Origin of the sequence: Streptomyces sp. NPDC005752 (assembly GCF_040630715.1) — a bacterium.
Lineage (GTDB): Bacteria > Actinomycetota > Actinomycetes > Streptomycetales > Streptomycetaceae > Streptomyces.
Map to the genome: position 1 here is coordinate 53,866 of NZ_JBEXYB010000031.1, position 13,046 is coordinate 66,911.

General features: G+C 71.1%; 16 protein-coding genes. 4 read left to right on the forward strand and 12 right to left on the reverse strand.

The features are described from left to right. Positions 1-154: 154 nt before the first annotated feature. Positions 155-583, reverse strand: coding sequence for a nuclear transport factor 2 family protein (locus ABZ441_RS24725; RefSeq protein WP_358977944.1), 429 nt, complete (start codon positions 581-583; stop codon positions 155-157). Here ABZ441_RS24725 and ABZ441_RS24730 point away from each other — a divergent pair. Continuing rightward, positions 487-906: a hypothetical protein gene (locus ABZ441_RS24730; protein ID WP_358978040.1), complete on the forward strand. Its 420-nt coding sequence runs from the start codon at positions 487-489 to the stop codon at positions 904-906. The genes ABZ441_RS24725 and ABZ441_RS24730 overlap by 97 nt on opposite strands. A gap of 100 nt (positions 907-1,006) precedes the next feature. Here the strand turns inward: ABZ441_RS24730 and ABZ441_RS24735 are convergent, their stop codons facing one another. The 7 genes from ABZ441_RS24735 to ABZ441_RS24765 form a co-directional block, all read right to left on the reverse strand. Then, the gene (locus ABZ441_RS24735; RefSeq protein WP_358977947.1) at positions 1,007-1,351 is read right to left on the reverse strand and encodes a VOC family protein; all 345 of its coding nucleotides are present in this window, start codon (positions 1,349-1,351) and stop codon (positions 1,007-1,009) included. Between the two features lie 5 nt (positions 1,352-1,356). After that, the gene (locus ABZ441_RS24740; RefSeq protein WP_358977949.1) at positions 1,357-2,037 is read right to left on the reverse strand and encodes a hypothetical protein; all 681 of its coding nucleotides are present in this window, start codon (positions 2,035-2,037) and stop codon (positions 1,357-1,359) included. 97 nt (positions 2,038-2,134) lie between these two features. Further along, entirely contained in the window at positions 2,135-3,301 is a 1,167-nt protein-coding gene (locus tag ABZ441_RS24745; protein WP_358977951.1) for an ROK family glucokinase, read from the reverse strand. Between the two features lie 132 nt (positions 3,302-3,433). Continuing rightward, on the reverse strand, positions 3,434-4,294 hold the full coding sequence (locus tag ABZ441_RS24750) for an ATP-binding cassette domain-containing protein (protein WP_358977953.1): 861 nt from the start codon (positions 4,292-4,294) through the stop codon (positions 3,434-3,436). Further along, the gene (locus tag ABZ441_RS24755) at positions 4,291-5,340 is read right to left on the reverse strand and encodes an ABC transporter permease (protein ID WP_358977956.1); all 1,050 of its coding nucleotides are present in this window, start codon (positions 5,338-5,340) and stop codon (positions 4,291-4,293) included. The genes ABZ441_RS24750 and ABZ441_RS24755 overlap by 4 nt, the downstream gene beginning before the upstream one ends. Next, a complete protein-coding gene (locus ABZ441_RS24760) occupies positions 5,337-6,320 on the reverse strand; it encodes a sugar ABC transporter substrate-binding protein (protein ID WP_358977958.1) in 984 nt (327 codons plus the stop codon). Before ABZ441_RS24760 ends, ABZ441_RS24755 begins: the two co-directional genes overlap by 4 nt. 235 nt (positions 6,321-6,555) lie before the next feature. Continuing rightward, positions 6,556-7,317, reverse strand: coding sequence for a GntR family transcriptional regulator (locus ABZ441_RS24765; protein WP_358977960.1), 762 nt, complete (start codon positions 7,315-7,317; stop codon positions 6,556-6,558). Between the two features lie 93 nt (positions 7,318-7,410). Between ABZ441_RS24765 and ABZ441_RS24770 the strand changes: the two genes are divergently transcribed. Beyond that, complete coding sequence (locus ABZ441_RS24770; protein WP_358977962.1) at positions 7,411-8,415, forward strand: Gfo/Idh/MocA family oxidoreductase; 1,005 nt, start codon at positions 7,411-7,413, stop codon at positions 8,413-8,415. 25 nt (positions 8,416-8,440) lie between these two features. Here ABZ441_RS24770 and ABZ441_RS24775 read toward each other — a convergent pair whose 3' ends face one another. From ABZ441_RS24775 to ABZ441_RS24785, 3 genes are all read right to left on the reverse strand, one after another. Next, positions 8,441-8,860 (reverse strand): PaaI family thioesterase, encoded by a 420-nt coding sequence (locus tag ABZ441_RS24775; RefSeq protein WP_358977964.1) that lies wholly within the window; start codon positions 8,858-8,860, stop codon positions 8,441-8,443. 96 nt (positions 8,861-8,956) lie between these two features. Then, a complete protein-coding gene (locus ABZ441_RS24780; protein WP_358977966.1) occupies positions 8,957-9,697 on the reverse strand; it encodes a response regulator transcription factor in 741 nt (246 codons plus the stop codon). Continuing rightward, complete coding sequence (locus ABZ441_RS24785; protein WP_358977968.1) at positions 9,694-10,911, reverse strand: histidine kinase; 1,218 nt, start codon at positions 10,909-10,911, stop codon at positions 9,694-9,696. Before ABZ441_RS24785 ends, ABZ441_RS24780 begins: the two co-directional genes overlap by 4 nt. A 144-nt stretch (positions 10,912-11,055) precedes the next feature. Between ABZ441_RS24785 and ABZ441_RS24790 the strand changes: the two genes are divergently transcribed. Then, on the forward strand, positions 11,056-11,259 hold the full coding sequence (locus ABZ441_RS24790) for a hypothetical protein (protein WP_358977970.1): 204 nt from the start codon (positions 11,056-11,058) through the stop codon (positions 11,257-11,259). On the opposite strand, the gene ABZ441_RS24795 is transcribed toward ABZ441_RS24790, so the two are convergent. Next, positions 11,249-12,169: a DMT family transporter gene (locus tag ABZ441_RS24795; RefSeq protein ID WP_358977972.1), complete on the reverse strand. Its 921-nt coding sequence runs from the start codon at positions 12,167-12,169 to the stop codon at positions 11,249-11,251. The two genes, ABZ441_RS24790 and ABZ441_RS24795, sit on opposite strands and share 11 nt — an antisense overlap. 223 nt (positions 12,170-12,392) lie before the next feature. Here ABZ441_RS24795 and ABZ441_RS24800 point away from each other — a divergent pair, with 223 nt between their 5' ends. Further along, positions 12,393-13,037 carry a TetR/AcrR family transcriptional regulator gene (locus ABZ441_RS24800; RefSeq protein ID WP_358977974.1) on the forward strand — a complete coding sequence of 215 codons (645 nt, stop codon included), beginning with the start codon at positions 12,393-12,395 and terminating at the stop codon, positions 13,035-13,037. Positions 13,038-13,046: the final 9 nt, after the last annotated feature.

The window sequence follows — 13,046 nt, forward strand, 5'->3', positions numbered from 1 at the left end:
CATGGTCGCCCCCCGCCCGAGGACTTTTCGGGATGCGTCCGGCGCGGAGCACCCGGCCCGACCTGCGGCTGTGCCGTGACTGCTGGAGCGCAGGTCCGGATGGGGCGGCCACGGCGTGTGGTGCGAGGACCGGTGACGGCGAACGGTCCCGTTCTCAGATGCCGGAGAGGACGGTGGGGTCACCTTTGGTCCAGGCATTGTCGACGGTGACGTGCCGGATGACCCACACCTCGCCCTGTCGCGCCAGGTCGACGTCGTAGCGGTTCGTCATCAGGACATGACGTGAGTGGTCCTCCCGCGGCAGATGCTGGCACGCCATGATGCCTTCGAGGTGCGCCGTGTCACCGTCGAGGCTCACCCGCGGGTTGCTCAGCGAGTGCGTGGTGTCCAGGTGACCCAGTGAGCCCAGCAGGGCCGTGGCGATGGTCTCCCTCCCCTTGATCGGCGGGTACTCCTGGCCACTTCGACTCGGTCGAAGAGGCCGCGGTGCACGTGATCGCGGACGACTTCCGCGCCCTTCACGACCTGAACATCGGCGACAGGCAGCGGGGCGCGGACCCGACCGAGGTGGCCGTGGCGACACTGGACGCCATGCTCGACTCCCTCCGGCAGCGCAGGAGCCTGTTCCTGCTGGCCTCGACCTGGCGCTCACCGAGCGGCCTGATGGGCATCGGCGACCTCCTCCTGGAGCAGCTCCACGCCCTGCGGCGCGACCTCGGTACCGACGAGTGGGAATCCGGCCCGCACAACTCGGTCGAGGACGTCTACCCAGCCTCCGGGGTGCACGGAGTCTTCTCAGCCGCCGTCGGGGGTGACACCGACTGCGACCCCGCTGAGATCGCGGGCCGCCTGTTCGCCCTGCTGCCCGCCTGTATCCGTCAGCCACCGCGGTCGTCGATGTCCTGAGCAGACGGCGCGGCATGACGGCCGGGCCTGAGCCGTCACGCCGTGGCGTACGTGACCGCGAAGTGCGGTGAGCGCGGCGAGGTGCCCGTCGCAGTCCGCTTCAGAGGGTGATGCAGAAGGGATGGCCCGCGGGGTCCAGAAGGACGCGGCGTCGGCCGGGCATGGGTTGCGCGTCGGCTTCGACGGCTCCGAGAGCGACGAGGCGGGCCTGGGCCGCGTCCAGATCATCCACGCCCAGTTCGAGATGGCACCGCTTCGGTAGCGAGGAGTCCGGCCAGGTGGGGCGCCGGTGGTCGTCCAGGCGGTAGAAACCCAGACCGGGAGAACTCTCATGGCCCACCAGCACGAAACCATCGGTGGGAAGGGCGACGGGCAGGCCGAGTACCGCGCTGTAGAAGCGGGCCGACTCGGCGGGATGTCCCCGGGGGACGGGCGGACCGCCCAATCCCGTCAGGGGGTCGACGCGGAGACCACGTACACGACCGGGGCCCCAGGGTCGGTCATGTTGACGGTGATGTTCTGGGTGGGGCGCGGGTCCTTGTTCTTGTGGACCGTGCCCGCCCAGTCGACGCCGGGCCCGAAGTACCAGCCGGTGATCTTGATGTCCCGTCCGCTGATGGTCACCTTGCCGGTCTCCAGCGCGGCGCGCCCAGTACCGACACCGCTCAGGAAGCGGTCGAGTCCGGCCGAGGTCGTACGGAACTTCACGTACATACGGCTGGCTTTCCAGTTGTTCGTCTCGTAGTACTGGACTCCCTGCGCATTGCCCGGAATGGGCAGTTCGAAGATCCGGCGCTGCATGCCGGACGGCCAGTCCTCGCGGAGTCCCTGAGCGGCCGCCTCGGCCTCCTTGTCCTTACCGGAACGACGGCTCTGACCTGCGGAGATCACCAGGTATCCGGCGGGGATGCCGATGAGCAGGACGATGATCGTCAACGTGATCAGGCGCCGTCGGATCACCCTGCGCCGGTCCGGAGGAGGCGTCCCGCCGCCGTCCCCACCTGAGGTACCGGTGGGACCTGAGGAACCGGTGGGACCGGCGGAGTCCGAGGAACCGGATGATCCGGAGGCCCCGGAAGGGCCGGACGAAGGGGGCTGGCGCGGCACGATGTGGTGCTCGGCTGCGGTCATGGTCGGTCATCCCTCGAAGCTGCGGTTCAAAGCGGAGTGAAGCTGCGGTTCGGAGCGGACGCGGGTGGCCTGGCGCCGCGGCGCGCCGCCCCCGGGTTCAGTCGGCGCTACGGGTGCCCCGCGTGTTCCGGATGGTGGTGGCGGCCTGGTCGTAGAACTGCGCGTACCGCTCGTAGCGCTCGACCCGGCGGCGGTTGGTCCGCCGGAACCTCCGGGCGACCAGGCGCGCCAGGTCGGCGGCGCCGACCATACCCGCCTCGGGACCGAGCTGCGCCTTCGCGATCCGGGCCTCCGGCCGGTAGCCGCGGCCGGTGAGGTGGCGCTTGAAGGCGTCCCTGGCCGGACCGATCAGCAGGTCGTCGGCCGCGCTGACACCGCCGCCGATGACGAAGCAGGACGGGTCCAGGGCGGCCGCGAGGTTGGCGATGCCGACTCCGAGCCACTGGCCGATGTCCTGGAGGAGCTCGACGCACATCGCGTCGCCCTCGCGGGCCAGCTCGGTGATGAGTGGCCCGGTGATGTCGGGGATGTTGCCCTTGACCCGCTCGATGAGGCCGTGAGCGACCGGGGAGTCCGCGGCGGCCAGCTCCCTGGCCTCACGCACGAGGGCGTTGCCCGAGCTGTACTGCTCCCAGCAGCCGCGGTTGCCGCACGGGCAGCGGTGCCCGCCGGGCACCACCTGCATATGGCCGAACTCACCCGCGACCCCGTACTTGCCGCGCTTGACGTGCCCGTCCTCCAGGATCGCGCCGCCGATGCCGGTGCCCAGCGTGATCATGACCAGGTGGTCCTCGCCACGGCCCGCGCCGAAGCGCCATTCCGCCCAGGCCGCGGTGTTGGCGTCGTTGTCGACCATCACGGGAACCACCAGCCGGGAGGCGATGGCGTCGCGGAGGGGTTCGTCACGCCACGCGAGGTGCGGGGCGAACAGCACCTTGGAACGGTCCGCGTCGACCCAGCCCGCCGCGCCGATCCCGACGGCGTGCACGTCGTGCCGGTCGGAGAGGTCGAGGACCAGTTCGACGATGGTGTCCTCGACGACCTTCGGGCTCTTGGACTTGTCGGGCGTCTCGGTGCGCAGGGTCTCCAGGATGTTGCCGTCGGCGTCGACGACGCCGGCCATGACCTTCGTCCCGCCGATGTCGATGCCGACGGTGGGAACTCTCGGCGCCGTGAGGTGCGAGCGCCGCTCCCTGGTGCCGACGGTCCGCAGGACGGTGGCGCGGGCGGAGCCGCGGTGTGTGAAGTCGCGGTACGTGCTCATCGTCCCTGCGCAGGTCGGGGGGCCGGTCGGTGGTCCGTCCGGCGGCGGACGGCGCCCGCCGTGCACGATTCTGCCATTCCCCCGCCCCCGGAACCGGTCTTCGGGTCGGGGACGGGGGGTGCGAAATCGAACTTATGGGGCGTCGTCCCCGGTCGCACGGCCGCCGAGGTGGTCCGGTGCGGGGGCTCTTTCGAGCTCGTGGCTGAGCTCGTCGAGCTCGCTGCCACCCGCCATCTGGCGGGTCAGTTCGTCCAGAGTGACGTTCTGCTTGGTGTGGCTTCCGGACATCGCACCACGCTTGAGCAGCACGAACCGGTCACCCACGAGATAGGCGTGGTGGGGGTTGTGCGTGATGAGGACCACTCCGAGCCCGGCGTCCCTGGCCGCCGCGACGTACTTGAGCACGACCCCCGACTGCTTGACGCCGAGCGCGGCGGTCGGCTCGTCGAGGACGAGGACCTTCGCACCGAAGTACACGGCACGGGCGATGGCCACGCACTGGCGCTCGCCGCCCGACAGGGTGCCGATGGGCTGGTCGACGTCCCTCAGGTCGATGCCCATGCGCAGCAGTTCCGTGCGGGTCGTCTCGCGCATCCGCCGTACGTCGAGGCGTTTGAAGGGGCCGGAGCCCTTCGTCGGCTCGGAGCCGAGGAAGAAGTTGCGCCAGACCGGCATGAGCGGAACGACGGCCAGGTCCTGGTAGACGGTGGCGATGCCCCGGTCCAGGGCGTCGCGCGGGTTGGCGAGCGTGGTCTCCTCGCCCTCGATCAGGAACGTCCCGGCGTCGTGCCGGTGCAGTCCCGCGATGATCTTGATGAGGGTGGACTTGCCCGCGCCGTTGTCACCGAGGACACAGGAGATCTCTCCGGCGCGCACCTCCAGCGAGACGTTCTCCAGGGCCTTGATGTTGCCGTAGTACTTGCTCACACCGTCGAGCTCGACGAGCGCCGGGCCGGCCGTGTCCCGGGGATCCGGAGCCTGGGTGGCCGTCATTTCGTCGCCTCCGCGCGCTTGCGAACCCATGCGTTGAGCAGGGTGGCCAGGAGCAGCATCGCCCCCAGGAAGAACTTGAACCAGTCGGGGTTCCACTCCGCGTACACGATGCCCTTGCTGGTCATGCCGAAGATGATCGCGCCGATCGCGGACCCGATCGCGGAGCCGTAACCGCCGGTGATCAGGCAGCCGCCGATGACGGCGGCGATGATGTAGATCAGCTCGTTGCCGACGCCCTCCCCGGACTGCACCACGTCGTAGGAGAACAGGAGGTGCTGACCGGAGACCCAGGCGGCGAAGGCGACACCCAGGTAGAGCCCGATGCGGGTCCGGATCACCGGGACGCCGACCGCGCGGGCGGCGTCCGCCTCGCCGCCGACGGCGAAGATCCAGTTGCCGAAGCGGGTGCGGATCAGGATCCAGGTGGCGATCGCGACGAGTGCGGCCCACCACAGGATGGTGACCTTCAGCTCGACGTCTCCGATGGTCAGGTAGGACGCGAAGACTTTACGGGCGGACTCGAAGCCCTCCATGTTCCCGATGGTCTTGGTCGACACGGTGCCGCTGATCAGCTTGGTGAAGCCGAGATTCAGGCCGGTCAGCATCAGGAACGTGCCGAGCGTGATGATGAAGCTCGGGAGCTTGGTGCGGGTCAGCATGAAGCCGTTGAACGCGCCGAAGCCCAGGGTGACCAGCAGCGACACGAACACGCCCACCCAGACGTTGGCGGTCATCTGGTAGCTGAACATCGAGGAGATCAGCGCGGAGCTGGTCACCATCACACCGGCGGAGAGGTCGAACTCTCCGCCGATCATCAGGAGCGCCACGGGGGCCGCCATGATCCCGATGGTGGAGGCGGCGTACAACACCGTGCCCAGGCTGGAGGCCTGGAGGAAGCTGTCGGCGACGATCGCGAAGAAGAGGAAGACGGCCACGGCCCCGACGACCGAGCCGAGCTCGGGCCGGCCGAGCAGCTTACGCAGCGGGGAGGTCCGCAGCAGGCGTTCGTCGGTGCGGGGCGCCGCCGGTTGGCCGGTCGCCGTCATCGGGTTCCCCGATCCGTGTACTCCGCCAGCGCGTCGGCGTCGTCGCGGGTGATGACCTGGGGGCCGGTCAGGACGGGCTGGCCCCCGCCGAGCACGTTCTGGTTGTAGCGGTAGAGCCAGAGCAGGTCGACGGCCTCGTAGCCCTGGAGGTAGGGCTGCTGGTCGACGGCGAAGCCGAGGGTCTTGTCCTGGAGTGCGGTGGCGACGCTCGCGTTGAGGTCGAAGGTGTCGATCTCGGCCTGGCTGCCCGCGGTCCGCTTCGCCTTGACGGCGGCGGCGGCGAAGGGCGCGCCGAGGGTGACGACCGCGTCGATGCTCTTGTCCGAGTCGAGCTTGGCCTCGATGGACGCCTGGACGTCGGGCATGTTGGTGCCGTCGACGTAGAGGTTCTGCATCGTCCCGTCGAAGGTCTTCTTCGCTCCCGCGCAGCGCTGCTCGTGGCCGACGTTGCCCTGCTCGTGCAGGACGCACAGCACCTTCTTGCGCTTGCGCTCGTTGAGCTCGTCGCCGACGGCCTCGCCCGCGATGGACTCGTCCTGGCCGATGTGGGTGAGCGCGCCGAAGGCCTTGGACTCGGCGGATCCCGAGTTCACCGTGATGACGGGGATGCCGGCCTTGACGGCCTTGGCCACGACGGTCTTCATCGAGTCGGGCTTGGCCAGCGAGACGATCAGGCCGTCGACCTTCTTGTCGATCGCGGTCTGGACGAGCTCGGCCTGCTGCTGCCCCTCGTCGTTGTGCGAGTACAGGAAGTTGATGTTGTCCTTCTTGGCCGCCTGCTTGGCCCCCTTCTGGACGATGTCCCAGAAGGTGTCGCCATCACCCGAGTGGGTGACCATGGCGAACGTCCAGCGGGGCGTGTTCACCGCGGACCGGCCCTCGGCGGCCTGCTGGGCGGCGCGTTCCTCCGCCCGCTTGCCGCCGGTGCTGCTGCATCCCGCGAGGGAGGCCGCCAGTACCGTTGCCAGCACGGCGCCCATCGCGCGTACCCCTGTCCGAACCCTTGCCACGACGCCGTGCCCTTCTAGTGCTGCTCGCTGTGCTGCCTGAGCCGGGGACGGCGGACTCGCCGCCCGGCGGGCCAAGTATCCCCGAGGCCTGACCGGCATGGCCCGGCAGGGGCGCGGGCCGCGCCCACACGCCGTTCTAACGACACTGCATGACCGCGTCAACATTTGTGTCCGAACAATCCGACCCGGGCCTCGAGGGAGCGGTTCAGGGACGGACCAGCAGCTGGAACTCGAAGGCGTACCGCGAGGCCCGGTAGACGTGCGAGCCGAATTCGACCGGCCGTCCGCCGTCGTCGAAGGTGGTGCGCTCCATCGTCAGCAGCGGGGCCCCGGAGGGCTCGGCGAGCAGTTCCCCCTCCTCCGCGGTGGCGGCGCGGGCACCCACGGTCTGCCGGGCGCTGTGCAGGGTGATCCCTGAGGCACGCATCATCCGGTACAGGCCTGTCGACTCCAGCCGCTCGGTGCCGAGGTCGAGCAGCCGCACGGGCAGGTGGTTGCGCAGGAGTGCCATGGGCTCGTCGTGCGCGTACCGCACCCGCTCGACGAGATGGACGTCGCCGCCCTCCTCCACGCCGAGTGCGGCGGCGACCTTGGGGGTCGCCGGCTCGACCGTGTTGCGCAGGACCCGGGTCGCCGGCTTCCGGCCGGCGGTTTCCAGGTCGTCGTAGAGACTGCTCAGTTCGAGCGGACGCTTGATGCGGCTGTGCACGACCTGGGTGCCGACACCGCGCCGGCGCACCATCAGGCCCTTGTCGACGAGTGACTGGATGGCCTGGCGGACGGTGGGCCGGGACAGTCCGAGCCGTGCGGCGAGCTCGAGTTCGTTGCCCAGGAGACTGCCAGGTGCGAGCCGTCCCTGCTCGATGGCCGCCTCCAGCTGCAGGGCCAGCTGGTGGTAGAGGGGGACGGGGCTGCCGCGGTCCACGCCCAGCCCCAGGGCAGCGGAGTCGGCGGTGGATTTGGGCACGGCACGGAGCGTACCCCGTACCGTCGCGCCACACCCTTCTATTTGTCAGGACATATAGTTGACAGTGCGCCTGGCGGGCGGCACGTTGGGTCCATGCGCATCGGACTCATCGGCACGGGCCGGATCGGTTCCTTCCACGCGGCCGTCCTGGCACGGCATCCCGCTGTCGCCTCGCTGGTGGTGACGGATCCCGACTCCACCCGGGCCTCGGAGGTCGCGGTGCGGACGGGGGCCACCCCGGTCGCCGGCGCCGAGGAGTTGTTCGGCGCGCGGGTGGACGCGGTGGTGATCGCCTCGGCCACCTCGGCGCACGCGGATCTCATCGGCCGGGCGGCCCGGGCGGGGCTGCCCGTCTTCTGCGAGAAGCCGATCGCGCTCGACCTGGCGGGGACTTTGGGCGCCCTGCGCGAGGTGGAGCGCGCGGGGAGTGTGCTCCAGCTGGGTTTCATGCGCCGGTTCGACGTGGGCTACGCCGCCGCGCGCACCGCGGTGCGCGGCGGGGCCCTGGGCCGGCTGCACACCGTCCGGGCGACGACCTCCGACCCCGCTCCCCCGCCCGCCGCCTATCTGCCGCTCTCCGGGGGCCTGTTCAGGGACTGCCTGGTGCACGACTTCGACATCCTGCGCTGGGTGACGGGCCGCGAGGTGACGGAGGTGTACGCGACGGGCTCGGACGCGGGCCCGGCGATGTTCCGGGAGTCGGGCGACGTGGACACGGCGGCGGCGCTGCTGACCCTGGACGACGGCACGCTCGCGACGGCGACGGCGACCCGGTGCAACGGGGCCGGTTACGACGTACGCATGGAACTGGCGGGCGAGCGGGACCAGATCGCGGTCGGGCTCGACGACCGTGCGCCGGTCACGTCCGTCGAGCCGCAGGGCCCGCCCGCCCCGGCCAAGCCGTGGCCGGGGTTCCTCGAGCGGTTCGCCCCGGCGTACGAGGCCGAGCTGGACGCCTTCCTCGGTGTCGTACGCGGTGAGCTGGCGAACCCCTGCGACGGCCGGGAGGCGCTGCACGCGCTGCGCATCGCCGAGGCGTGCGAGCTGTCGCGCCGGCAGCACCGGCCCGTACGCATGACGGAGATCGCCGAGTCCTGACGGCGGAGTCCGCACCGGCTCGGCGTCAGGCCGGCCGGGCCGGGAGCACCGTCCCCTGGGCCACCGCACACAGGGTCTCCGCCCCCTCGTCGTCCAGGGTGAAGAGGTCGCAGCGCACGACGGCCTGCCTGCGGCCGGTGTGGACCACCTGTGCGCGGGCGGCCAGGGTGCGGCCGCCCGCCGGACGGACGTACTGGATGGAGAAGCCACCGGTCAGTACGGCGGGGCCGAGCGTGGTCCCGGCTGCGAAGGTGAGTGCGTTGTCGGCCGCGTAGGACAGCACCCCACCGTGCAGGAACCCGTTCTGCTGGGTGAGCTCCTCGCGCACGTCGATCTCGAGGACGGCCGCGCCGTCCCCGAACTCGGTGATCCTCGCGCCGACGAGCCCGCTGAACGGCTGGCTGTCGAGAATCTGCTGTGCCGTGTCCGCCGAAAGTTCGGTCATGGCCCCCATCCCACATCACGGGCCCACCGGGAGACGACGCACCCCCGGACCGGCGCCGCCGGCATCGCTCACCCCAGCTTTCCCGGCGCGGCCGTTTCAGGCCGGGCCGGTGCCCCGCGCCTCGCCGTCGTCCCCGGCCTCGTGGAGGAGTCCCGCGTCGTGCACCAACAGGGCAATCTGTACGCGGTTGTTGAGGTCCAGCCTGGCGAGGATCCGGGAGACGTGCGTCTTGACGGTGGCGATGCTCAGATGGAGCTCGGCGGCGATCTGGGCGTTGGAGCTGCCGCGTCCGACGGCCGACGCCACGTCCTGCTCGCGCTCCCCCAGTCCGGCGAACCGTCGCCGGGCGCGGGCCCGGCGGTCCCGGCCGTCGTCCGCCGGGTCCCCTGCCGCGCGGGCCATGAGCCGGCGGGTGACGGCGGGTGAGAGGACGGGCTCGCCGGCGGCGACCCTCAGGACCGCATCGACGATCTGTGCCGGCGGGGTGTCCTTCAGGACGAAGCCCGCCGCCCCCGCGCGGATGGCCCGCAGCACCTGCTCGTCGGCGTGGAAGGTCGTCAGGACGATGACCTCCGGGGCGCCGGGCAGGCGGCGCAGCGCCTCGGTCGCGGCCAGCCCGTCCATGCCGGGCATCCGGATGTCCATGAGCACGACGTCGGGGTGCGACCGTTCGACGAGGGCGGCGACCTCGGTGCCGTCCGAACCCTCCCCGACGATGTCGATGTTCCCGGCACCGCCCAGCATCAGGGTGAGGCCGGCCCGGACGAGCGGGTCGTCGTCGACGATGACCAGCCGGACCGGTCGTGCCTCCGGCGACGGCGGCGTAGCAGTGCTCATGCCGGCCACGGTAGCCGGGCACTGACCGTGAATCCGCCGTCGGACCGGGGCCCGTGCTCCAGGCTGCCGCCGGCCAGGCTCGCGCGTTCGCTGAGGCCGATGAGCCCCTGACCGGATCCCGGGACCGGTTCGAAGGGTCCGTCGGGTGCCGGGTTGACGATCTCGATGCTCAGCCCGTCGCCCGGTCCGCCGGCCACCGTGACCCCCACGGGGGCTCCGGGTGCGTGCTTGCGGGCGTTGGTCAGCGCTTCCTGGGCGATGCGGTAGACCGTTCGCCCGGTGGCCGGCGGCGCCTGGGCCGGGTCGGCGACGGAGTTGTCGAGGATGACCTCCATGCCGGCCGAGCGGGACTCGTCGATCAGGGCGTCCAGCGTGACGAGGGTGGGCTGCGGCCGGTTGCCCTCGTCGCCGTCGCCGGGGGCACGCAGCACGCCGATGATCTCGCGGAGGTCCTGGAGTGCCTCGTGGGCGCTGTCCCGGATGACTCCGGCTGCCCTGCCGACCTCGGCCGGGGGCGCGTCGGGCCGGAACTCGAGGGCGCCGGCATGGACGCTGAGCAGGGTCAGCCGGTGTGCGAGGACGTCGTGCATCTCGCGGGCGATGGCCTCCCGCGCCAGCCGCTGGGCCTGCTCGGCCCGGAGCGCGGCCTCGGTCTCCGCCCGCCGTGCCCGCTCGCGCAGGGTGACGACCACCTGTCGCCGTGACCGTACGACCATGCCCCAGCTGAGCACGAGGAGGATGAGCAGGACGCCGATGACGGTGGAGACGACGAAGGAGGCCGCTGGATCCGGGCGCAGCATGGGCTGTACGGGGGCGACGACGAGGGCACCGGCACCGACGAACGCCACCGGTTTGAAGGGCCGGTGCACGGCCAGGCTGAACATGCCGATCAGCATGGCTCCCGCCGCGACGGGCTCGACGAGGCTGACGACCGTGAGGATCACGGCTACCCCGACCGGCCACCTCCGCCGGACCCAGATTCCGCAGCACGCCGCCGCGCCGGCCAGTGAGTCCAGGAGGACGACCCCGCCGGAGGTCGTGGGGTCGGCTTCGATCGCGGTGAGGGCGGCCACCCCGAATCCGGCGGCGCAGAGGAAGAGCGTGATGTCGACGGCCCAGTCCCGTACGGTCCGGCGTGGTCTGCCCGGGTGGCCGGGCGGCTCGTGATCGGCCAGTGCCGAGGGCAGCAGCCAGGGGTATTCCGTACGGGTCATACCGACAACGTACGCAGCCCGTGGACGGCCCCGGCGCTTTCGTCCCGGGGGCGATACCTAAGTCGCGCGATCCGATACTTCCGTCGGCCGCCCGCAGACCGAAGCCCGACGCGGGCGCCGGGCGGCCGGCTCCAGGCTCGGCCCATGAAGAAATTCGTGGAGACCGCGGGGTTCATCGTGTTCGCGCAGGGTGCCGCCGGGCTCCTCTACGAGTGGACGGGCTGGTTCCGTCTCTGGGCGGTGGTGGCGAGGCTGGACTTCCTGGACGGCTACGGGCTCTTCGTCAGCATCGTGCTGGTCGTGACGGGCACGGCCGTGATGGTCGCGGCGGACTCGATCAGGACGTGACGTCGGCGCGGCGGCGCCCCCAGGCGGTGCCGGCCAGCACGAGCACCCCTCCGATCACTCCCGCGGCGCCGAGGCGTTCGCCCCCGATCGCGATGCCGACGGCCGCGGCCCACAGGGGTTCCGTACCGAGCAGCAGGCTGACGCGTGACGGAGAGGTACGGCGTACCGACCACATCTGCACGAAGAACGCGAACAGCGTGCAGAACACGGACAGGAAGAGCAGCCCCGCCCATTCGGCGGCGCCGAAGTCCGCCGCGACGGTCCAGGGCGCCGCCCCGGTCCCGGGGACGGCGGCCAGGACGGCGAAGACCGCGACGGCGCTGCCGAGCTGCACGGTGGTCAGGGACAGCGAGTCGGCGTCCTGGACCGCCTTGATCCGCGCCATCGCCAGGACGTGGACCGTGCGGGCGAGGGCGGCGAGCAGCATCAGGAGATCACCCGCCGAGGGGCTGGTGAAGCCGCCGCCCTGCGTCAGCAGCACCACACCGGCGACCGAGAGGCCGGCCGCCGCGAGGAAGGCCGACGGCGGCCGGACCCGGGTCACCGCCGCCTCGGCCAGCGGGGTGAAGATCATCGTGAGGCTGATGATGAGACCCGCGTTGGTCGCCGACGTGTGCACGACGCCGTAGGTCTCGAGCAGGAAGATCACGCTGAGTACGAGTCCCAGCAGGCCCGCGCCACGCCACTGCGCGCCGCTCAGCGCCCGCAGTCCGCGCCACCCGGCGAGCGCCAGGGCGGGCAGCACGATCGCGAAGCGGAGCACGAGCACGGCGATGACGGTGTGCGTCGTGGTGATGCCCTTGGCCGCGAGGTAGCTGGCCCCCCAGACGGCGGCGACGACGAGGAGCGGCAGGTCGGTGACCCACGCGCGGCGGGTCGGGGCGAGCACGGGCAGGACGGCAGAGGACACCTGGTTCTCCTGGTTCTCCACAGCGGGAACGATGTGGAGACCTCTCCGGCTCACACGGGGAGCAGTCACCGTATCGAACGGCCGGCCCCCTCGGGAACCTCCGTCCGGAGGGTGACTCGGCCACGTGTTCGCAGGGGTCGTCACTCCTGGAAGCGGCCACGCGGTTGTGCCGGCTCCTCCTAGAATGTCGGTCTTGGGACGCTCGGACACACGGAGTTGGCACATGGGTGGAGCGCGGCTGGACGGACGGGTCGAGCGGGGGAACCAGACCAGGCAACTGGTACTGGGGCGCGCGGTCCACGTCGCCTCGACCGAGGGACTGGAGGGCCTGTCGCTCGGCCGGCTGGCCACGGAGCTGAGGCTGAGCAAGAGCGGCGTGTTCGCCCTCTTCGGTTCCAAGGAGGAGCTGCAGCTCGCAACCGTGCGTGCCGCCGTGGCGGTCTTCGTCGAGCACGTGCTGACACCGACCAGGGCCGCCCAGCCCGGCCTGGGCCGCGTCTGGCGGATGTGCGAGAGCTGGCTCTCCTACTCTCAGCGCCGGGTGTTCAGCGGCGGCTGCTTCTTCTACGCGACCATCGCGGAGTTCGACTCCAGGCAGGGCAAGGTGCACGACGCGCTGGCCTCCACGCAGACCGGCTGGGTCACCTTCGTGGAGGAGACCGTCGAGGGGGCCAGGGTGCGGGGCGAACTGGCGGCGGACACGGATGTCTCCCAGCTGGCCTTCGAGCTCATCGCATTCATGGAGCTCGCCAACGCGGAATCCGTACTGCACAACAACAACCCCGGCTACACCAAGGCCGCGCGGGCCATCCTGGGGCGGCTCCGCGCGGCGGCCACGGACCGTTCGGCGCTGCCTCCGGCCCCCTGACGCCGGTTC